General features: G+C 49.3%; 21 protein-coding genes. 12 read left to right on the top strand and 9 right to left on the bottom strand.

The genetic code is table 11. The features are described from left to right. Positions 1-9: 9 nt before the first annotated feature. The 7 genes from folC to greB all read left to right on the top strand — a co-directional run bounded on the left by folC (position 10) and on the right by greB (position 6,279). Positions 10-1,287 carry a bifunctional tetrahydrofolate synthase/dihydrofolate synthase gene (gene folC / locus ACM67B_RS08200; protein WP_416189199.1) on the top strand — a complete coding sequence of 426 codons (1,278 nt, stop codon included), beginning with the start codon at positions 10-12 and terminating at the stop codon, positions 1,285-1,287. A gap of 12 nt (positions 1,288-1,299) precedes the next feature. Then, a complete protein-coding gene (gene ftsN / locus ACM67B_RS08195) occupies positions 1,300-2,304 on the top strand; it encodes a cell division protein FtsN (RefSeq protein ID WP_416189198.1) in 1,005 nt (334 codons plus the stop codon). Further along, positions 2,297-2,809: a CvpA family protein gene (locus tag ACM67B_RS08190; protein WP_416189197.1), complete on the top strand. Its 513-nt coding sequence runs from the start codon at positions 2,297-2,299 to the stop codon at positions 2,807-2,809. The genes ftsN and ACM67B_RS08190 overlap by 8 nt, the downstream gene beginning before the upstream one ends. A 99-nt stretch (positions 2,810-2,908) precedes the next feature. Beyond that, entirely contained in the window at positions 2,909-4,444 is a 1,536-nt protein-coding gene (gene purF, locus ACM67B_RS08185; RefSeq protein WP_416189196.1) for an amidophosphoribosyltransferase, read from the top strand. 88 nt (positions 4,445-4,532) lie between these two features. Beyond that, entirely contained in the window at positions 4,533-4,889 is a 357-nt protein-coding gene (locus tag ACM67B_RS08180) for a helix-turn-helix domain-containing protein (protein ID WP_416188879.1), read from the top strand. A gap of 23 nt (positions 4,890-4,912) precedes the next feature. Next, positions 4,913-5,686, top strand: a complete 774-nt coding sequence (locus ACM67B_RS08175) for an IS3 family transposase (RefSeq protein WP_416188878.1) — start codon at positions 4,913-4,915, stop codon at positions 5,684-5,686. 101 nt (positions 5,687-5,787) lie between these two features. Beyond that, entirely contained in the window at positions 5,788-6,279 is a 492-nt protein-coding gene (greB, locus tag ACM67B_RS08170; protein ID WP_416189195.1) for a transcription elongation factor GreB, read from the top strand. A gap of 185 nt (positions 6,280-6,464) precedes the next feature. On the opposite strand, the gene ykgO is transcribed toward greB, so the two are convergent. Next, the gene (gene ykgO, locus ACM67B_RS08165) at positions 6,465-6,590 is read right to left on the bottom strand and encodes a type B 50S ribosomal protein L36 (RefSeq protein ID WP_002222621.1); all 126 of its coding nucleotides are present in this window, start codon (positions 6,588-6,590) and stop codon (positions 6,465-6,467) included. Then, the gene (locus tag ACM67B_RS08160; RefSeq protein WP_100563263.1) at positions 6,590-6,865 is read right to left on the bottom strand and encodes a type B 50S ribosomal protein L31; all 276 of its coding nucleotides are present in this window, start codon (positions 6,863-6,865) and stop codon (positions 6,590-6,592) included. Before ACM67B_RS08160 ends, ykgO begins: the two co-directional genes overlap by 1 nt. Before the next feature lie 279 nt (positions 6,866-7,144). Here ACM67B_RS08160 and ACM67B_RS08155 point away from each other — a divergent pair, with 279 nt between their 5' ends. Further along, entirely contained in the window at positions 7,145-8,602 is a 1,458-nt protein-coding gene (locus tag ACM67B_RS08155; RefSeq protein WP_416189194.1) for a TrkH family potassium uptake protein, read from the top strand. A gap of 55 nt (positions 8,603-8,657) precedes the next feature. On the opposite strand, the gene galU is transcribed toward ACM67B_RS08155, so the two are convergent. From galU to ampD, 4 genes are all read right to left on the bottom strand, one after another. Further along, positions 8,658-9,524, bottom strand: coding sequence for a UTP--glucose-1-phosphate uridylyltransferase GalU (gene galU, locus ACM67B_RS08150; protein ID WP_100563265.1), 867 nt, complete (start codon positions 9,522-9,524; stop codon positions 8,658-8,660). A 69-nt stretch (positions 9,525-9,593) separates the two neighbouring features. Further along, positions 9,594-12,062, bottom strand: coding sequence for an NAD-dependent DNA ligase LigA (ligA, locus tag ACM67B_RS08145; RefSeq protein WP_416189193.1), 2,469 nt, complete (start codon positions 12,060-12,062; stop codon positions 9,594-9,596). Positions 12,063-12,196: 134 nt separating this feature from the next. Then, on the bottom strand, positions 12,197-13,429 hold the full coding sequence (locus ACM67B_RS08140) for a cell division protein ZipA C-terminal FtsZ-binding domain-containing protein (protein WP_416189192.1): 1,233 nt from the start codon (positions 13,427-13,429) through the stop codon (positions 12,197-12,199). A 160-nt stretch (positions 13,430-13,589) separates the two neighbouring features. Further along, positions 13,590-14,147, bottom strand: coding sequence for a 1,6-anhydro-N-acetylmuramyl-L-alanine amidase AmpD (gene ampD, locus ACM67B_RS08135; protein WP_416189191.1), 558 nt, complete (start codon positions 14,145-14,147; stop codon positions 13,590-13,592). 122 nt (positions 14,148-14,269) lie between these two features. Between ampD and mltG the strand changes: the two genes are divergently transcribed. The 4 genes from mltG to ACM67B_RS08115 all read left to right on the top strand — a co-directional run bounded on the left by mltG (position 14,270) and on the right by ACM67B_RS08115 (position 18,141). Next, complete coding sequence (mltG, locus tag ACM67B_RS08130) at positions 14,270-15,265, top strand: endolytic transglycosylase MltG (protein WP_416189190.1); 996 nt, start codon at positions 14,270-14,272, stop codon at positions 15,263-15,265. An 84-nt stretch (positions 15,266-15,349) separates the two neighbouring features. After that, a complete protein-coding gene (gene tmk / locus ACM67B_RS08125; RefSeq protein WP_416189189.1) occupies positions 15,350-15,970 on the top strand; it encodes a dTMP kinase in 621 nt (206 codons plus the stop codon). Between the two features lie 258 nt (positions 15,971-16,228). Further along, complete coding sequence (locus ACM67B_RS08120) at positions 16,229-17,509, top strand: malic enzyme-like NAD(P)-binding protein (RefSeq protein WP_416189188.1); 1,281 nt, start codon at positions 16,229-16,231, stop codon at positions 17,507-17,509. Positions 17,510-17,661: 152 nt separating this feature from the next. Then, positions 17,662-18,141, top strand: a complete 480-nt coding sequence (locus ACM67B_RS08115; RefSeq protein ID WP_416189187.1) for a YqhA family protein — start codon at positions 17,662-17,664, stop codon at positions 18,139-18,141. A gap of 20 nt (positions 18,142-18,161) precedes the next feature. Here the strand turns inward: ACM67B_RS08115 and serB are convergent, their stop codons facing one another. The 3 genes from serB to hisC all read right to left on the bottom strand — a co-directional run bounded on the left by serB (position 18,162) and on the right by hisC (position 21,153). Next, positions 18,162-18,998 carry a phosphoserine phosphatase SerB gene (serB, locus tag ACM67B_RS08110; RefSeq protein WP_416189186.1) on the bottom strand — a complete coding sequence of 279 codons (837 nt, stop codon included), beginning with the start codon at positions 18,996-18,998 and terminating at the stop codon, positions 18,162-18,164. A gap of 113 nt (positions 18,999-19,111) precedes the next feature. Then, a complete protein-coding gene (gene hisB / locus ACM67B_RS08105; RefSeq protein ID WP_416189185.1) occupies positions 19,112-20,059 on the bottom strand; it encodes an imidazoleglycerol-phosphate dehydratase HisB in 948 nt (315 codons plus the stop codon). A gap of 17 nt (positions 20,060-20,076) precedes the next feature. Next, entirely contained in the window at positions 20,077-21,153 is a 1,077-nt protein-coding gene (gene hisC / locus ACM67B_RS08100) for a histidinol-phosphate transaminase (protein WP_416189184.1), read from the bottom strand. Positions 21,154-21,315: the final 162 nt, after the last annotated feature.

The following is a 21,315-nucleotide window of genomic DNA, read 5'->3' as shown; positions in this document are numbered from 1 at the left end:
TGAAAAATAATGAAAACACTACAAGACTGGCTCTCTCATTTAGAAACCGCTCACAGCACCGGCCTCATCGACATGGGCTTAGAACGCGTAGGTGAAGTGAAAACCCGCATGGGCTTAACACCGCAATGTCCTGTGGTGGTGGTAGCAGGTACCAACGGCAAAGGCTCGGTGTGTGCTTATTTGTCGCAGATTTATAAACAGGCCGGTTTTAAAGTGGGTACGCTGACCAGTCCGCATATTTTGCGTTTTAACGAACGCATTGCCGTGAACGCTGCGCCGGTTGACGACGAAACCATCGTGGCGGCGTTTGAGCGCATTGAAGCGGCGCGTGGCGATATTTCGCTGACTTATTTTGAATTCAATACCTTGGCAGCGGTGGATATTTTCATGCGCGCCGAAGTGGATGTGATGGTGTTGGAAGTCGGCTTGGGTGGGCGTTTGGACGCGGTGAATGTGTTCGATGCCGATTGCGCGGTGGTGACCAGTGTGGATTTGGATCATCAGGCGTTTTTGGGCGATACGGTCGAGCAGGTCGGCTTTGAAAAAGCGGGCGTGTTCCGCAGCGGCAAACCGGCGATTTGCGGTCAGAATCCGCCGCCGGAATCCTTGCGCCAACACGCTGAAAAAATCGGCGCGCATTTGTTGTTGGTCAAAGAAGATTTTGATTTCAACACCTTGGAAAATGTACAATGGAATTATCAGTTCCATCCGAAAGTTTCAGACGGCCTTTTCCCCAAACGCCGTAATGCCTTGCCATTTCCGGCTTTGCGCGGTGCGTACCAAATCGGCAATGCCGCCATCGCGCTAACAGTGTTGGAATGCTTGGCCGACAAGCTGCCGATTGATATTGGGGCAATTAAGCGCGGTTTGCTGCTGGTGGAAAATCCGGGGCGTTTCCAAGTGTTGCCGGGTCGTCCGCTGACTATTTTGGATGTCGGACACAATCCGCATGCCGCGCGTGCCTTGCGCCGCAGCCTGATTAATCTGGCGTTTGCGCAAAATCGCATTGCCGTGTTCAGCATGTTGGCCGATAAAGATATCGATGGCGTTTTGGAGATTGTGAAAGACCAGTTTGACGAATGGTATATTGCGCCTTTAGACATGCCGCGCGGCATGACGATTGACGCTTTGCAAGACAAACTGGCGCAGCACGACATCGATAAAATCAAAGTCTTTGACCATGTTCAAAGCGCTTACCAAGCCGCTTTGGCGAAAGCTTCTGAAAATGATAGAATTGTCGTTTTCGGTTCGTTTCATACTGTTGCCGATGTGATGGCGACCTTGTAAATAGGAAATTTCATGTCTGACGATAAGCAAAAAGAAGTTTTAACCGGCTATGAGCAGCTCAAACGCCGCAATCGCCGCCGCTTGGTGATGACGTCAGGATTGGTCGTGGTTGCCGGTATTTTATTGGCTTCAGTATTGAGCACGGGTAACGGCGACAAAGAAAAATCAGCTGCGGCACCGACTGCGATTGCACAAAATGATGTGCAAGGAGATCCGGCCAACGCTGCTGTGTTGGAGCCGAGCAATAAGGAAGAGGCTGAAGCAGCAGCTAAAGAGCATAAGGTTGCCCAAAGCGAGCATGCTGAGCAGCCGGTGGAGGTATGGAAACCTGTTGCCGCCACCCCGCCGCAGGATGTCGGAGCACCATTAGTGTTGATTAACGATAAATTGGTTGACAGTGACATCAAAGGCTTGGAAGAGTCGGAGCGCATCCGTAAAGCCGAAGAAGAAAAACGTGCAGCAGAAGAGCAGAAAGCTGAAGCCCGCCGCCAACGTTTGGCGGAACAGCGTGCAGCCAAGCGCGCTGAAGAGAAACGTTTAGCAGCGGAAAAAGAAGCTGCTAAAAAACGCGCTGCAGCAGCCAAGGCTGAGAAATCAGAACGTGATGCAGAAGCCGAACGCAAGCAGGCAGAAAAAGTCGCTGCCGAGCGTAAAGCCAAACAAGCTGAAGAGAAAAAAGCAGCTGCGGCCAAAGCCAAAGCAGAAGCCGATAAAAAAGCTGCCGCCCAAAAAGCGGAACAGGCTAAATCTAAGTCGACTGAAAAAGCTGCAGATAGCAGCTCTAAAGGCCAAAAAGCCGCCATTCAGGCCGGTTATGCCGATAAAGAGCGTGCTCAAAGTCTGCAACGCAAAATGAAAGCAGCCGGCATCAATGCCACCATCAGCGAAATCAAAACCGATAAAGGTGTGGTTTACCGTGTGAAATCAAATTCATATAAGAGTCGCCAAGAAGCGGCGAAAGATTTGGAAAAATTGCGTTCTCAAAACGGCATCGCAGGACAGATTGTGAATGAGTAATATTCCTTTGGCGGATTTATTGGCTTTCGGCGTGATTGCGGCCTGTATTATCATGTCGCTCATGCGCGGCGTGATTGCCGAAATCAGTTCGCTGATTACTTGGATTGTGGCGTTTTTCATTGCCAAGTGGTTTGCCGTGCCGTTTGCCGGGATTGCCTTTAAGTCTTTCGAGTCGCAAGCCTTGGGCGTAGCATTGTCCTTTATCATGCTGTTTTTTGCGGCTTGGTTGGTGCAGCGTTTTTTGCGCTCATTGCTAACTGCCGGTGTATCGGCCATCGGGTTGGGTAGCATCAACCGTTTGCTTGGCGGTGTATTCGGTGCAGTCAAAGGCGTATTGTTGGTGACGCTGGCCGTGATGGTGTGTTCCTACACTGATTTGCCGGAAACGGAAGACTGGCAGGCATCGCGCAGCATTCCTTATTTTGAAACCTTGGCGCATGATGTGGTGATGCCTTATTTGCCGACGATAGGCAACAGATTAAACGATACGGACATTCCTTCATAACACAACCGGTTTCAGACGGCCTTTTTGATATAGACCGTCTGAAACCGGTTTAATCTTGTTTTATTTCATTGGGTTAATTCTTTTATTCGGAGAACACAAATGTGTGGTGTATTAGGGTTGGTGAGTAACGAGCCGGTCAATCAGCTTTTGTATGACGGTTTGCAGATGCTGCAGCATCGCGGTCAGGATGCGGCGGGCATCGTGACGGCTGAAGGCAGCATGTTCCATATGCACAAAGGCAAAGGCATGGTGCGGGAAGTGTTCCGCACGCGTAATATGCGCGATTTAATCGGTCATTCCGGCATTGCCCATGTGCGTTACCCAACCGCAGGCAATGCAGGCAGCAGCGCCGAAGCGCAGCCGTTTTACGTGAGCTCGCCTTTTGGTATCGTATTGGCACACAACGGTAATTTGACCAATACCGCCGAACTGTATGAAAACGTGTGCCACAAACACCTGCGCCACATCAATACCAGCTCCGATTCGGAAGTGTTGCTGAATGTGTTTGCGCATGAGTTGCGTCATGAAGTCTCGAAAAACAGTGATAAAGTGTTGAGCACCGACAATGTATTTACCGCCGTTAAAGCCGTGCATGAATTGGTGCGCGGTGCATATGGTGTGGTGGCGATGATTGCAGGCTACGGCATGGTGGCTTTCCGCGATCCACACGGCATCCGCCCGCTGGTGTTGGGTTCGAAAACTGATGAAAACGGTTTCAAATCTTACGCCGTGGCTTCCGAATCGGTGGCTTTCAATGCCTTGGAATACGATTTAGAACGCGATATTGAGCCGGGCGAAGCGGTGTTTGTCAGCTTTGACGGCCAGTTTTTCTCGCGCCAATGCAGCGCATCACAACTGAAACCATGTTTGTTTGAATACGTTTATTTTGCCCGCCCTGACTCGGTGATTGACGAAGTATCGGTGTATCAGGCGCGTTTGGATATGGGTGTGTCGCTGGCAGAAAAAATCAAGCGTGAATTGCCGATTGATGACATCGACGTGATTATGCCGATTCCTGATACCAGCCGCCCGAGCGCGATGGAATTGGCTATGCATTTGAACAAACCGTACCGCGAAGGCTTGATTAAAAACCGCTACATCGGCCGCACCTTCATCATGCCGGGGCAGGCGACGCGCAAAAAATCCGTGCGCCAAAAATTAAGCCCGATGGAAACCGAATTCAAAGGCAAAAGCGTGTTGTTGGTGGATGACTCCATCGTGCGCGGTACCACCAGCCGTGAAATTGTTGAAATGGTTCGTGCTTCAGGCGCACGCAAAGTGTATATCGCATCGGCCGCACCGGAAGTTCGCTTCCCGAATGTGTACGGCATCGACATGCCGACGCGTGAAGAACTGATTGCCAACGGCCGCACACCGGCTGAAATTGCACAGGAAATCAGCGCCGACGGCATTGTGTTCCAAGATTTGAACGACTTGGAAGCGGTAGTCAAAGCCTTGAATCCAAAAATCGAAGGTTTTGATTCTTCATGCTTTAACGGCATTTACCTGACCGGCGACATCGACGAAGCCTATTTGCAGCGTTTATCAGAGGGCAAAACCGGCTGCGGCGGCCTGAAAGTCATGCCAAGCAAAATGGAACACAGCATTACCATCAGCAGCAGCGACGAAGAATAAGCAGGAAAGAAAAGGCCGTCTGAAAGCGCTGAACTGCACCCCAAAAGTTGGACACTTTCCCCCAACTTTAAAAAGGTGCAGTTTTCTTATGTCCAAATATACACTAGACTTCAAATACCGAGCCGTACTCCATTACCATCAAGTGCACAGCCAACAGCGTACCGCAGACCATTTCAACGTCTCACGCACCCACCTGCGCCGTTGGATTGCCGCCTACCGTCAAGGCGGTATAGCCGCACTTCAGCACCCACAGGCTACGCTTATGAAGACTACGCAGACCAAACGCAACAATCCCTTTATCGTCGACAAACCCGACCATGAAAAAACTCAGGCAGAGCTGATTGAAGAGTTACGCTACATGAGGGCGGAGATCGACTACCTAAAGCACATGAAAGCCCTCAACGAAAAGAACGCCACCAAAGTTGCGAAACCGTTCAAACGCTGAGGGCGAAGCACCCGCTGAAATACTTGTTGCACAGTGCCGGCATACCCAAAAGCAGTTTCTACTACCACATCGGTAAATCCGATCCCGATATGGAAGCCAAAGCGGCGGTGAGTGAAGTTTATCACCAACACAAAGGTCGCTACGGCCAACGGCGGATTGGAGCTGTATTATCGTGGAATAAAAAGAAAGTGCAGCGTATTATGGGATTATTGGGTTTGAAAGCCAAAGTGCGCAACAAAAAATCCTATCGTCCGCAAGTTATAGGAGAGACGTCGAAAAACATCCTTAAGCGTGCATTCACTGCTGATAAAGCGGGAGATAAATGGTTGACCGATGTGACCGAGTTTAAATGCACCGACGGCAAACTGTACTTATCGCCGATATTGGATGTATTCAATCGTGAGATTGTGGCTTATGAGCTCAGTAGAAAGCCGGACAGCAAGATGGTCATGCAGATGCTGGATAAGGCATTCGGCCGTCTGAAAGGGCAGACCCCGCTGCTGCATTCTGACCAAGGTGTGCTTTACCGAACTCAGGCTTATCGGGAAAAGCTGGCGGAGAAAGGCATTGTGCAGAGCATGTCGCGCAAAGGGAATTGCTGGGACAATGCACCGATGGAGAGTTTCTTCGGGACATTAAAAGTGGAAAGCTTCTATCAGGAAGGTGTGTTATCGGTGGCAGAGTTGACCAAAGTGATAGATGATTACATACGTTACTACAATTATGAACGTATTAGTTTGAATTTAAAAAAGCTGAGTCCTGTGGCTTACAGAACCCAGCTTGAACAGGCTGTTTGAGAAAGATTTTTAATTTGTCCAAGAATTGGGGGACAGTTCACGCAAAGGGTTTTCAGACGGCCTTTCGATTGAATTAAAATAAAGTCCGTAAAGGATTTATCATGACAGCAGAAACCAAAAATTACATCACCCCCGTTGGTTGGCAGGCATTAAAAGACGAACTTTATCAACTGGTCAACAAAGAGCGTCCCGAAATCGTGCAAATCGTCAACTGGGCAGCAAGCAACGGCGATCGCAGTGAAAATGGCGATTATCTTTACGGCAAACGTCGTATGCGCGAAATTGACCGTCGTATCCGTTTCCTAACCAAGCGTTTGGAAGCCGCGGTAGTGGTCGATCCGGAAGCACGCGAAGCGACCGACCAAGTTTTCTTTGGCGCAACTGTTGAATTATTGCGCGGCGATGGCAGCGAGCAAACTGTGAAAATCGTCGGCGTGGATGAGATTGATACGGCCCAAAACAAGATTTCGTGGATTTCCCCTTTAGCGCGCTGCCTGATTAAAGCACGTGAAGGCGATCAAGTGGTGCTCAACGGGCCGGAAGGGCGTGAAGAGATTGAGATTTTATCGGTTGAATATTGCCGCATTGATTGAGGCCGTCTGGAAAAAATCAGTTGTCCAGTCTAAACATTCACATCGAGGCCGTCTGAATTTCAGACGGCCTCGATGTGAATAACGCTTATAAAAAATAAACAAAAAAATGCCGCACCAAGGGGATGCGGTGCGGCCAAATCTCAATAGCCAGAGAGAGTTACATAAAAAAATCACAGCAAAAAAGGTTAACGCTGACGCGCTTTGAAACGTGGATTGCTCTTGCAAATCACATACACTTTGCCTTTACGGCGCACGATTTGGCAATCGCGGTGGCGCTGTTTCGCCGTTTTCAGAGAAGATAAAACTTGCATTATTTATCCTTTCTCAAAGAACCCATCATGGATTGGAAACGTTGATGGAACTTGCTGGCGCGGCCTTCGGTGGTCACGTTGCGCTGTTTGCCGGTGTAAACAGGGTGGGAGGCGGAAGAGGTATCCAAAGAAAACAGTGGGTATTCGTTGCCGTCTTTCCAAACCATGGTTTTACCGTGGGTATTGGCGCATGAACGGATGAGCCAGCCTTCGTCGGCGCCGCTGTCGTAGAATAAAACGGTGCGGTAATTATCCGGATGAATATCGGGTTTCATAAAATTTCCTAGCAAATGTTATGGTATAACATTATATACCTATTTTGCTAAAAGACAAGTTTATGACAAGATAAAATCCCAGTATTAAACCTAATCATCTGTTTTATTTTGAGATTTATTCTCATTTCAGATAGCTTGAAATCGAAATATCCATATCCATTTGTAGAGAATTTGATAAAATACGCTTTCAGACGGCCTTATCAATAGCAACAAGGCCGTCTGAAATTTTTGAATTGTTTCGGCAGCCGTGTTCAGACGGCCTGCGTTTAAAAGATTGATATGTATAAAGTCATACCGATTATCCACGTGCTGTCCAAGCTCGGCGTGTTGTTTTCGCTGTTGCTGATGGTGCCGACGCTGATGTCGTATTTTTTTCTCGACAGCGCGTTCCCGGCATTTGCCCGTACCGCGCTGGTGACGACGTTTTCTTCCTGCACCATCTGGCTGCTGACGCTGCGCTATAACCGTGAGTTGCGTCCGCGCGACGGTTTTACTTTGGTGATTATGCTGTGGCTGGCGTTTGCCATGGTGGCGGCGGTGCCGATTTATTTATATGTGCCGCACATGAGTTTTACCGATGCGTTTTTTGAGGCGATGTCGGGCTTAACCACTACGGGGGCAACGGTTATCAGCAGCTTGGATACCTTGGCGCCGTCGGTCAATTTTTGGCGGCACATGCTCAACTGGCTGGGCGGTATGGGTATTATCGTGTTGGCGGTGGCAATTTTGCCGATGTTGGGTGTTGGTGGTACGCAGCTTTTCAAAGCTGAAATCCCGGGTTTGGATAAAGAAAGCAAGATGGCGCCGCGGATTTCGCAGGTGGCCAAAAAGCTGTGGGGTGCTTATATTTTAACCACCGTGGCGGCATTTTTTTCCTTGCATTGGGCGGGGATGAGCTGGTTTGATGCGCTTTGTCATGCGATGTCGTCAGTGGCTTTGGGCGGATTTTCCACGCATGATGACAGCATTGCTTATTTCAATTCGGTGAAAATCGAATGGACGATTATGTTTTTCACGCTGTTTGGCGGCATCAATTTTGCTAGCCACTTTGCTGCACTGGGCGGGCGTTCGCTGAAAGTATATTGGAAAGACGAAGAATGCCGCGTGTTGTTGCTGGCCATGACGTGCAGCATCATTATGGCTAGCCTATATTTGTGGCACAAAGAATTTTATCCGTCGCTGGCTGATGCGTTTCGTTTTGTCAGCTTTAATTTTGTGTCGATTGGCTTGGCCAGTGGCTTTGCGAATACCGATTTTGCCAAATGGCCGCTGCTGATTTCGTTGTGGATGTTTTTCTTGTCTAACGTATTGGCATGTTCCGGCTCGATGGGTGGCGGCATTAAAAACGTGCGCGCTTTGGTGCTGTTCAAATTCAGTTTGCGCGAAATGATGATTTTGCTGCACCCGCGCGCGGTGCGTACGGTGAAGGTGAATAACCGCAGTATTTCCGAACGTATGGCCTTGACGGTGATGTCGTTTATTTTTGTGTATTTTATGACGGTGGTCGTGTTCACCTTCTTGATGATGGTCACCGGCTTGGATTTTGTTTCCGCGTTTACAGCGGTGATCGCCTGCATTACCAATGCGGGGCCGGGCTTGGGTGAAGTGGGGCCGGCGCACAATTATGCCAGCTTGAATGATGTGCAGAAATGGCTGTGTACCATTGTGATGCTGCTGGGGCGTTTGGAAATTTTCACGGTGTTGATTTTGTTTACACCGGCGTATTGGAAAAAATAAATGACTATAAAACAGGCCGTCTGAAAGTTCAGACGGCCTGTTTTATTAACACCGATTATTTAACATATTGCTTCAACAATTCGGCAAAGTCTTTTGCGGTTTCTGGGTGTTTCAAACCATAAGCCAAAGTGGCTTCCAAATAGCCTAATTTGCTGCCGCAGTCGTAGCGTTTGCCCTCAAACGCGTGTGCCAACACGAATTCGTGATCCAGCAGGCGGGCGATGGCATCGGTAAGTTGGATTTCATTGCCTGCGCCACGTGGCAAGTTGGTCAGCAAATCAAAAATGCGCGGAGTCAGGATGTAGCGGCCGACCACGGCTAAGTTGGAAGGGGCTTCTTCCGGTTTTGGTTTTTCCACAATATTGGTGATGCGCTGGAAGCTTTTGAGTTGTTCCACTTCAACAATGCCGTATGAACCGGTTTGCGAAGGATCAACGGTTTCCACGCCCAATACGCTGTTGCCGCTTTGGTTGTAAATATCGACCATTTGCTTCAACGCGCCTTGTGGGGCATCGATTAAGTCGTCCGCCAAAATCACGGCAAACGGCTCATCGCCGACAGCGGCGCGGGCGCACAATACGGCATGACCCAAGCCCAAAGCTTCGGCTTGGCGGATATACAGGCACGTGATTTCAGGCGGCAGAATGTCTTTAACGTGTGCCAGCAGTTTTTCTTTGTTGCGATGTTCCAATTCGGTTTCCAGCTCGTAGGCTTTGTCGAAATGGTCTTCAATGCTGCGTTTGTTGCGACCGGTCACAAACACCATTTCGGTACAGCCGGCGGCAACGGCTTCTTCAACCGCATATTGAATCAAAGGCTTATCAACGATAGGCAGCATTTCTTTCGGGCTGGCTTTGGTGGCAGGCAAAAAACGTGTGCCCATACCGGCAACAGGAAATACGGCTTTTTTAATCGGTTTCATTATGTCTCCGTGAATCATCAAATTGAAATCTTGTCTGTTTGACCGTCAATCTCAAAAAAATTCATTTCTTTATGTATTTAACAATGCCAATAAGGCAGCTTCATCCAAAACAGCCACACCTAGCGCATTGGCTTTTTCCAGCTTACTGCCGGCAGCTTCGCCTGCAACCACAAAATCGGTTTTTTTCGAGACGCTGCCGGAAACTTTACCGCCGGCGGCTTCAATCATGGCTTGGGCTTCATCACGTTTTAAAGTGGGCAAGGTGCCGGTTAAGACGAAGGTTTTGCCAAACAGGCTGCTTGAATGGGATTCGGCTATTGTGTCGGTTTCAGACGGCATGTGTGCCAAAAATTGCTGCATGGTCGTTAAAAGCGATGAATTGGCATCAACGCTGCGCCATTGTTGCCAATCAGCAGGCAGGGCTTTGTCGTTGAGTAAACCTTCCACGCTTTTACCGGCTAAATCCCACAGCGCGGCGGCTTTTTTTTCGCTGATTTTGAAACTGGGCAGGCGGTTGATCCAACGTTCGGGGGTAACGTATTGTCCCATAGGCAGAGTGATGGCTTGTGTTTGCGGTGCAACGCCAACTGCCAGTAATTCGTCAATCATGTTTTGCTGCTCAGGTTGGGCGAAGAAATGAGCAATGGAATGCGCCACTACGCTCCCGATGTCTGGCAGGCAAGCCAAAACAGGTTCGGGTGCGCGGCGGACACTTTCCAAATCGCCGAATGCTTGTGCCAGCGATTTGGCCGTGCGTTCACCGACATGACGGATGCCGAGAGCAAACAAGAAGCGCGCCAAATCAGGCTGTTTGCTCGCTTCGAGGCCGTCGAGAATATTTTGCGCCCATTTAGTCGGCGAGGCTTTTTTGCTGCTTTTGAGGCCGTCTGAAAGCGGTAAGGTAGTTTCAGACGGCATGCCTTCTGCGTTGAGTTGCGCTTCCGTTTGCTCGGTGGTTTCCTTCATTTTTTGCAGGGTGGTGATGTCCAAGCGGTATAGGTCGGCAAAATGCTGTACCAAATCTTGCGCCACCAATTGTTCGATTTGGCGTTGACCGAGGCCGTCGATGTCCATGGCTTTGCGCGAAGCAAAGTGAATCAAACCTTGTGCCCGCTGCGCTTGGCACAGCATACCGCCGCTGCAACGCGCCACGGCTTCGCCTTCTTCACGCTCGATGTCGCTGCCGCAAATCGGGCAATGCTCGGGCAGGCGGTATTGCGGATAAAGCGGTTGGGTGTCCGTTTGCGTGTTTTCAGATGGCATGGCAAACAAATCATCTTGCAGGCCGTCTGAAAGATGATTTTGTGTTTCAATGGTTTGCATCGGTCGGCGGTCGAACACCACGCGCACCACTTCGGGAATCACGTCACCCGCGCGGCGTACAATCACCGTATCGCCGACGCGCACGTCTTTACGCTGTGTTTCGCCTTCGTTGTGCAGCGTGGCATTGGTCACGGTTACACCGCCGACAAACACCGGCTGCAAACGCGCCACGGGAGTCACGGCACCGGTGCGGCCGACTTGCACGTCAATCGCTTCTACCACAGTCAAGGCTTCTTCGGCGGGGAATTTATGGGCAATCGCCCAGCGTGGCGCGCGCGAAATGAAGCCCAGCGTTTCTTGTTGTGCCAAGCTGTTGATTTTCACCACCATGCCGTCGATTTCATACGGCAGGGAAGGGCGTTTTTGCTGCATTTGCTCGTAAAAAGCCAATACTTCGCCAATATTGGGGAAACAACCGAATTGGCCGTAGGGCAGGCTGAAGCCGAGTTCGCTCAAATAAGCCAATTCTTGAATATGTTCTTCCGAAACGAAGCCGCCTTGTTGCTGCGCGATGCCGTAGGCGAAAAAGTGCAGTTTACGCTGCGCGGTGATTTTGGAATCGAGTTGGCGCAGGCTGCCCGCCGCGGCATTGCGCGGATTGGCAAACGCTTTTTGATTCTGTTCGGCCTGACGCTGGTTGAGTGCGGCAAAATCGGCTTTGAGCATCAACACTTCACCGCGCACTTCAATCAATTGCGGCACATTATCGCCATGCAAGCGCAAGGGAATATTGGCGATGGTTTTCACATTTTGCGTCACATCTTCGCCGGTTGCCCCATCGCCACGCGTAGCCGCTTGCACCAATACGCCGTCGCGGTACAGCAGGCTGATGGCCAAACCGTCGAATTTCGGTTCGATGACATATTCAGGCTGCGCACCGTTTAAGCCGCCGCGTACGCGTTCATCAAAAGCATACATTTCCGCATGGTCGAACACGCCTTCTTCGTTTTGTGGTGAAAAAGCATTGTTCAGCGACAACATCGGTACCGTATGGCGCACGCTGGCGAAACCATCCAATGCCGCGCCGCCGACACGTTGGGTCGGGCTGTCGGGCTGTTTTAAATTAGGATGCGCGGCTTCCAAAGCTTCCAGCTCGCGAAACAAACGGTCGTATTCGGCATCGGGCACAGTTGGCGCATCGAGCGTGTAGTATTCGTAGGCGTAGCGGTTGAGCAGGGCGGTGAAGTCTTGGATTTTTTGTTCGGTTGCGTTCATTGAGTCAAATATTCAGACGGCCTTTATAAAATAAACAGGCCGTCTGAAAAAGCATAAAAAAAGATAGGTAGATTTTACCTGAAAAAAGCGGATACGCTGTTGTGCGTATCCGCTTTTTTTTGAGAAAAATGGCGTTATGAGAACAAACGCAGCGATTGTTTGCTGCCCGGTTTGATGCCCACTTTCAGCATTTCTTCCTGACGCGCCAATACATAATTGCGCACGTCTTTTAGCCAAGGGGTGGACACTTCTTCCATTTTGTCGTTGACCAAATCTAAGCTCAGTTGGCCGGACAATTTAACAGCCAAGTCCATAAACAGGTCGAAAGTTTTTTCACCGGCCGGAATATGAGGAATGTCGAACAGCATACTGAATCCGCGGTAGGCTTGATTGTTCAGCAATGCACCGGTAAAGGGTGAATTATCGAGCGATGCCAAGATAAACATCGGATTGCTGTTTTCATCAGGGTAATGGAACGTGCCGTCTTCAGCCAGATTGAAGCCCGCGCCTTCCACTGCTGAACGTAATTCCAAGCCGCTGATGCTGGAGCGCGATACTAAGTGGATGGCGATGGTTTGGTCAACACGTTCGCAGAAGTTGTCGAGCGCTTGAGCCACTTCGACAAAAGCCGGTAAATCGGTGTAACGTACTTGGCCGCCAACCAATTGGGAGAAGGCGGCAACTTGTTGGTTGAATTGCTCCAATTCTTCTTCAGAAGCCAAACCATTGCGACTGACCGCCTGCAAGCCCATCACGAAACCTTGGTAATATACGCCCGGAATCGGCTCGGCCACTTGGAAACGGTCGTCCATGGTGCAGCCGATGATTTGGAAGCGGTGGCGGTTAGATAAGCGCGGCAAGGCATGCAGCTCTTGCGCTTCATTCAATACGGTGTAGGCCAGGTAGTCAAAGCGCGGATCGAACCACGGTAATTCTACTTGTACCAACTCATCCAAGCTGACTAAGTTGCTGTGTTGTGCAGTAGAGGTATTGGGCGTGTTGGTGGTATTGTTCAAACCGGCTGTGCCTTGACCCGGTAATTCGATGCCATCATCTTTAATGGCTAAGTCGATGTCTGTTTGAATGGTTGACGGCTTGGCTGATTTTGCTTTAGCAGCATAAATTTCATCTTGTTTTTGCAGGTTGCGCAAAGCAGCTTCTTCGGCTTTGTTTGGTTTTTTCAACAAGAAACCGCGGCCGCCGGATTCTTTACCATCGCGCACATGGCTGGTTTTGCTGGCCAACAGCGCATCTTTATCGGAGTGGCCGAATTGTTCGCGCACTTGTTTGCGGTATTGGTTTTCTTGATACATATTGTAGGCAATCACAGCTAAAATAATAGCCAAGCCTAAAACGATAATAATCATGGTGGGCACTCTCGGGGAAGTAATTTCTGGAGTGGCGCAATGCCGGACTTGAACCGCAATCGGGACATCACGGTAATGTTCGGATTATAGCGAAATTTAACTATTCTGACAGCATTAAGCATAAAACCGACAACAACTTTGTTGCAGGCCGTCTGAAAAGTCAATGCGTAACTGGAAAACCTGCTTGGATTAAACGAGGCCAATCGAAAAAATGACCCGGATCGGTTTTGCGGTCGGGGGCAATATCCTGATGACCGGTGACAGCCTCGATAGGGTAATGTGCTTGTAATGCATTTAATAGATGGTGCAAGGTTTGGTATTGTGCTTCAGTAAACGGCTCAAAATCGCAGCCTTCCATTTCAATGCCGATGGAAAACTGGTTACATTTTTCCCGTCCTTGAAATGACGATACCCCGGCATGGTAGGCCATATCGTCGCACGACACAAATTGCACCGCTTCACCCTCACGTGTGATAAAAAAATGGCTGGAGACACGCAAGGTATGAATCACGCTGAAAAACGGATGTTCTTGCGGCCGGATTTGGTTGGTAAACAGCTTTTCTACCGCGCCATTGCCGTATTCAAACGGCGGCAGGGAAATATTGTGCAACACCACCAGCGAGATTTTTTCACCGGCAGGACGTGCTTCAAAGTTGGGTGAATGGGCTTGGCGGGCAGCCGACCAGCGGCCTTGCTGCAAAGAGGATGCAAAATTCATATTTTAATGGCCTTAGATACTTTAAGTCGACAAATATTGAAATGTTGTGGTAAGTAAATCTTCGGCAAAAACAGCACATTCGGTTATACTGTCGCCGATTAAACTTGATAACACATCCTACCATGTTGAATAAATTGTTGAAATGGCTGCTGGTGCTTTTGCTGGCTGCTATTGCTGCCGTGGCGGCATTGTTGTTCGTGCCAAAAGACAACGGTAAAACCTATCGCGTAAAAGTGGCTAAAAACCAAGGTATTTCATCAGTAAGCCGAACATTGGCCGATGAAGGCATGATCTACAACCGCCATGTTTTGATATTGGCTGCATATGCAACCGGTATGCACAATCAATTAAAAGCGGGCACCTACCGAATGCCGGCCAAAGCTTCGGCGTGGGGTGTGTTGCAAAAATTACGCAGTGGCCGTCCGGATACCGTGAGCGTGAGAATTGTTGAAGGCATGCGTTTTGCCACCATGCGCAAAATCATCAACGAAACCGAGAGCATTCAGCACGATACCGCGCAATGGAGCGATGAAAAGCTGATGGCCGAAATTGCGCCGGATGCGCTGAATCCGAATCCGGAAGGCCAGTTCTTCCCGGATAGCTACGAAATCGATGCCGACAGCAGCGATATTCAGATTTACCGTTTGGCCTATAAAACCATGCAGCGCGAACTTAGCGCCGCATGGGATGAGCGTCAAAGCGGTTTGCCATATAAAAATCCGTATGAATTGCTGATTATGGCGAGCATCATCGAAAAAGAAACCGGCCATCCGGCCGATCGCGCGCATGTGTCGTCGGTGTTTAAAAATCGTTTGGCCATCGGCATGCGCCTGCAAACCGACCCAACCGTGATTTACGGCATGGGTGCAGCGTATCAGGGCAAAATCCGCAAAGCGGATTTACGCCGCGATACACCTTACAATACCTATACCCGCGCCGGTCTTACCCCAACCCCGATTGCCTTGCCGGGCAAAGCCGCGTTGGAAGCCGCCGCACATCCTTCGACTGAAAAATACCTGTATTTTGTTTCCCGTATGGACGGCACTGGCTTGAGCCAATTCAGCCATACTTTGGATGAACACAACGCCGCCGTGCGCAAGTATATTTTGAAAAAGTAATTTTAGTATCAATAATAGGCCGTCTGAAAATACAATATTATTGTAGAATTTCAGACGGCCTATTATTTAGATTAAAGGAATCCCATGAACGCCCAATTCATTACGCTCGACGGCATAGACGGTGCCGGAAAATCAACCAACTTGGCCGTGATGCAGGCATGGTTTGACGAACGCGGATTGCCGGTGGTTTTTACGCGCGAGCCGGGCGGTACGGCAATGGGTGAAGCCTTGCGCGATTTGTTGCTGAATCCGCAAACCCAAGTCAGCCTGCGGGCGGAAACGTTACTGATGTTTGCCGCGCGCCAGCAGCATTTGGAAGACGTGATTTTGCCGGCGTTGGAAAAAGGCATTCATGTGGTGTCCGACCGCTTTACCGATGCTACGTTTGCCTATCAGGGCGGCGGGCGCGGTGTATCGTTGCAGGATATTGAAGTATTGGAAAACTGGGTGCAGGGCAGTTTGCGACCGGATTTGACGGTGTTGCTGGATGTGCCGCTTGAGGTGTCGATGGCGCGCATCAGCCAAACGCGTGAAAAAGACCGCTTCGAGCAGGAGCAGGCCGATTTTTTTGTACGCGTGCGTGAGGTGTACCTCAACCGAGCCGCCGCCGCGCCAAATCGCTACGCCGTGATTGACAGCAATCGTGAGCGTGAACAGGTTAAACAGGATATTGAAACGGCATTAAGTCGCCATTTCGGGCTTTAATTCAAAAATAAACAAAAGGCCGTCTGAAAAACACAATGAAGGTTTTTCAGACGGCCTTTATTGCGTCTTATCAAATACTTTCCTATTGTTGACAAAAATAATCAAATTATCGGTATGCCCGCTTCAGGTTGCATGTTAAAATTACGCCCGATTATATCAGCTTAAAATCATCGGATTGCTTTTGTATCATACCGCCTGACCGATTTTCAGACGGCTTTCACTCTTCACAGCGTAAATTATTGCAACAGGATTAGCACAATGGAAAATACATTGAAAGATGCAGCACTGAAATTCCACGAATTCCCCGTTCCGGGTAAAGTATCCGTTACCCCGACAAAATCTCTGAGCACTTCGGAAGATTTGGCATTGGCCTATTCTCCGGGTGTTGCATTCCCTTGCTTGGAAATCGAAGCCGACCCACAAGCCGCCTACAAGTACACTTCTAAAGGTAATTTGGTTGGCGTGATTTCCAACGGTACCGCCGTTTTGGGCTTGGGCAATATCGGCGCATTGGCCGGTAAGCCTGTTATGGAAGGCAAAGGCGTATTGTTCAAAAAATTCGCCGGCGTGGATGTATTCGATATTGAAATCGACGAAAAAGACCCACAAAAATTAGTCGACATCATCGCTGCATTGGAGCCGACTTTCGGCGGTATCAACTTGGAAGACATCAAAGCCCCTGAGTGCTTCTACATCGAAAGCGAATTGCGCAAACGCTGCAAAATTCCAGTATTCCACGACGACCAACACGGCACCGCCATCATCACCGCTGCCGCTGTATTGAATGCTTTGCGCCACACCGGCCGCGACATCAGCGAAGCCACTTTGGTGTGTTCCGGCGCAGGTGCTGCTGCGATTGCGTGTTTGAACCAATTGTTGGCAGTCGGCCTGAAACGTGAAAACGTGACCGTGTGCGACTCTAAAGGTATGATTTACCAAACCCGCGAAGACAAAGACCGCATGGATGAATCGAAAAAATTCTACGCGGTAGAAGACACCGGTGCACGCAGCTTGGCCGATGCCGTAAAAGGCAAAGACATCTTCTTGGGCTTGTCGGGTGCCAACTTGCTGACGCCAGAAATGCTGTTGACCATGAACGACAAACCAATCGTATTTGCCATGGCCAACCCAAATCCTGAAATCATGCCGCCATTGGCGAAAGAAACCCGCCCGGATGTGGTGATTGGTACCGGTCGTTCCGACTTCCCGAACCAAGTGAACAACGTATTGTGCTTCCCATTCATCTTCCGTGGCGCATTGGATTGCGGCGCAACCACCATCAACGAAGAAATGAAACTGGCTTGCGTGTATGCTTTGGCTGATTTGGCGATGGAAGAAGTAACCGAAGAGGTGGCTGCTGCTTACGGCCACAAATTTGAATTCGGCGCGGATTACCTGATTCCAACCCCATTCGATTCACGCCTGTTGCCACGCGTAGCTGCGGCGACGGCCAAAGCCGCGATGGAAAGCGGTGTGGCGACCCGTCCGATTGAAGATTTGGATGCGTACCAAGCCAAATTGAGCGAATGGAAACTATAAGATTCGACTCGATTAGGCTTGATGTCTGATTGAATGCAAACCCTAAAGCACAGGCCGTCTGAAACATTCAGACGGCCTGTGTTGCCCATTGTTTAGCTGGCCTTTGCTCCTTCATGATATGCCAAATATTTGCAAATAAAATAGGAAAAAGCATGTTAGAAAATATTTTCAGAAACAGCCGCTGGATGGTGGTGATTATTGTGATCGTCAGTTTTTTGGCGTCAATCCTGCTGTATATCGCCTCCATTAATGCTGTGCTGCATTTTATTATCGGCTTTTTTTCAAACTTGCCGAGTGAGCCGAGTGATGTTCAATATCAGGCGGTGATGCTGCTGAAAATATTGGATGTTTTGCTTATTGCTTTAACTTTTCAGATTATCAGCATCGCGCATTACCGTTTTTTCATTTCAGCCAAACCAAATAATGATTCGCGTTTTCTCAAGGCGTTGCGCATCAATAGCTTTCATGATTTAAAAGTGATTATTTTGCAGGTTTCATCACTGATTTTAACGATTATGTTTCTGGAGCAAATCGCTGCTTCAGGTGCAACTTTGGAGACGCTTTATTTTGCTGTCTCAATTGCAGTGGTCATGGCGGCAGTGGTCTTGACGATGAAAAGTTTACGGCATTAATGGCACGCGCGATTAGCCGGTTAGCGGAACCAACCGCGGATACGTTCTAAGCCGCCAAAATTAATACAGGCATCGGCATGGGATTGTGCTTTCGGTTTGGCGCGGTAAGCTATACCGATACCGGCGGCTTGCAGCATGGGAATATCGTTGGCACCATCGCCCATGGCTAAGGTTTGTGCAGTCTTTAAGCCGAGTATGTCGCGGTATTCTTTTAACAAATCTTGTTTTCTTTGCGCATCCACCACATCACCCAACACTTGCCCGGTGAGCTTGCCATCAATGATTTCCAAAACGTTGGCAAACTGGTATTCAAAGCTGAATTGTTGTTGCAGGCGTTCGGTGAAGAAGGTAAAACCGCCGGAAACCAGCAGGAATTTCACATCGTGTTTTTTGCATTCTTGTAATAAAAACTCCGCCCCGGGTGACAGTTGCAATACGTTTTCATATACATCGTGTAAAAATTGTTCATCCAAGCCTTTGAGTAGCGCTACGCGGCTGCGTAAAGATTGCTCGAAATCCAGTTCGCCACGCATTGCTCGCTCGGTAATTTCGGCTACTTGTGCTTTCAAGCCGGCACCGGCGGCGATTTCATCGATGCATTCGATGGTAATCAGCGTGGAATCCATATCGCTGACAATCAGTCCCAAATCGTTAAATGCCATATCGGGCAAGACTGCGGCATCGATTTCTTGGCGGTCAAGCTCGGATTTCGCGGCAGCAGGCAGGGTAAAATCTTCGGCTACAGTAAAACGCAAGCTGTGTGGCGTGTGTTGTGGTGCAGTGAGATTAAGGTTTTGCAATGCGCTTAAATCGCAGCGTGAAAGATCGGAGTGTTGCAGCACAAGAACGTTTGACATGATGGAGAAATGATTGGGTTGGGAAATCGCGATTATAGCAAAGAAAGAAAAGGCCGTCTGAAACAATCTGTTTCAGACGGCCAATATGTACAGCTTGGATTTGAATAGCTAAATTAAGCAGTCAAAGTGCCTTTGGTCGAAGGCATTTTACCGGACATGCGCTCATCGTATTCCACTGCCATGCGCAGGGCACGGCCGAAGGCTTTAAATACGGTTTCGGCTTGGTGGTGGGCGTTTTTACCGCGGAGGTTGTCGATGTGCAGTGTCATCATGCTGTGGTTCACCAAACCATGGAAAAATTCGCTGAACAAATCGACGTCAAAACGGCCAATCATGGCGCGGGTGAATTCGATGTTGTATTCCAAGCCCGGGCGGCCGGAGAGGTCGAGCACCACGCGGCTTAAGGCTTCGTCTAAAGGAACGTAGGCATGGCCGTAGCGCCGAATACCCATTTTGTTGCCCAAGGCTTGTTTTAAGGCTTGGCCTACGGTGATGCCGATGTCTTCAACGGTGTGGTGGTCGTCGATGTGTAAATCGCCTTTGCACACGATATCCAAGTCAATCAAGCCGTGGCGGGCAATCTGGTCGAGCATGTGGTCGAGAAACGGTACGCCAGTGTCGAAACGGCCGATACCGCTGCCATCCAGATTAAGCTGCACGGTGATTTGGGTTTCGCTGGTGTTGCGCGTTACGCTGACATAGCGGCCTTCGGTGGTAATCGGCGCAACATCGTTTTCAGACGGCATACCACCTTGAATCAAAGTTAAATTAGCAACTTCTTCAGCTTGTTCTTGTTCCTGCGCTGCGGCTTTTTCTTTGTCTTTGCTGTGGTCGCGATCGAGCCAGCCTTTGCGCTTGCTCATGCCTTGTTCTAATTTCTGCGCCAAGCTTGGACGGATGCCGCGGGCTTTTTCGTCGTCGACTTGTTCTTCCAAGCGGCGTTTGAGTTGGGACAAAGAGGCGGCATTTTCATAACCGCATTGGCGCGCCAGCTTGGTGAGTGAGCCGGCTTCTTCAATCAGTAAATACAGATTGTCTAAATGGCGTTTGGTTTTATTCATGGTGACAAGTCTCGTGTTTAAGCGTAAAGCTTGCGGATAATATTTAAGACGGCATCATTTTGCTCGGGCGAACCGATGGTCAGGCGGACGCATTGATCCAAGAGCGGATGGTTGCCATGCAGTTTTTTAATCAGAATGTTGTTTTGTTTTAAGGTTTCAAATAATTCGACCGCATCAGGTACGCGGACGGTAATGAAATTAGCTTTGCTCGGAAAGGCTTTCAGACGGCCTATTGCGGATAGTTCGGCAAACATGCGTTCGCGCTCTGCTTTTAATTTCAATACATTGTCATGGATTGCTTCAAAATGTTGCATGGCGAATTTTGCTGTAGCCAAGCTTAATTGGTTCATATTGTAGGGCGGCAAGACTTTGGCCAATTCATTCATGATGTTTGCGCTGCCGGCGGCATAGCCGATACGGATGCCGGCAAAGCCGATTTTGCTGACGGTACGCATCACCACCAAATTATCCACGCTGCCGGCTTGCGGTAAGAAACTGTCGTCGCTAAACGCACCGTAAGCTTCGTCCACCACCACAATACCTTTTGACGCACGAATCACGGCTTCGACTTCTTCACGTTTAAAACGCACACCAGTCGGATTGTTGGGGTAGGCGATAAAGGTCAGCGCAGGATTGTGCGTGTCAATGGCAGCCAAAACAGCCGGTAAATCAAGCGTGAAATCATCATTCAATGGCACGCCGACATAATTCATGCCAAACAAAGCCGCGTTTTGTTTATACATCACAAAGCTCGGTTCCACCGCCAGCATGGTTGCGCCCGGTTTGGCCAACAGCAGGCTGATGAACTGAATTAATTCGTCTGAGCCGTTGCCCAAAGCCACAGATGCTGCTTCAGGAATGTCAAAGGCTTCGCGCAAAGCTTCTTGCAGGCCGCTGGCGGCAGGATTGGGGTAGAGATGCACATCAGCTTGAGCCAGTAGCGCCGTCCATTCGTTTAACAGCTCAGGCGAACCGGCAAACGGGTGATACGGGCTTTCCATCGCATCCAATTTGATAAAATCTTTCGGTAAATCGGCAACGTGATAAGCCGTCATGGCTTTAATGTCGTCGCGAATAAAATCAAGCGCAGGCATGGTGATTCCTATATTTAGGGGAAATAAAGACATTAGATTTCGCAAAATTTTATTGATAATGCGAATACAACACTGAGTGTTATTAATGCGCCGATACGCGCAAAGAATTGTAATGTAACATAAAAAGCGTATAAAAACAGCTGTTTTAGCGACAATATTTTT

It is taken from the genome of Neisseria sp. CCUG17229 (assembly GCF_047839235.1).
GTDB classification, from domain to species: Bacteria; Pseudomonadota; Gammaproteobacteria; order Burkholderiales; family Neisseriaceae; genus Neisseria; species Neisseria brasiliensis.
Note: the sequence above shows the minus strand (reverse complement) of the source record. Positions and strands in the feature narration are given on the sequence as shown.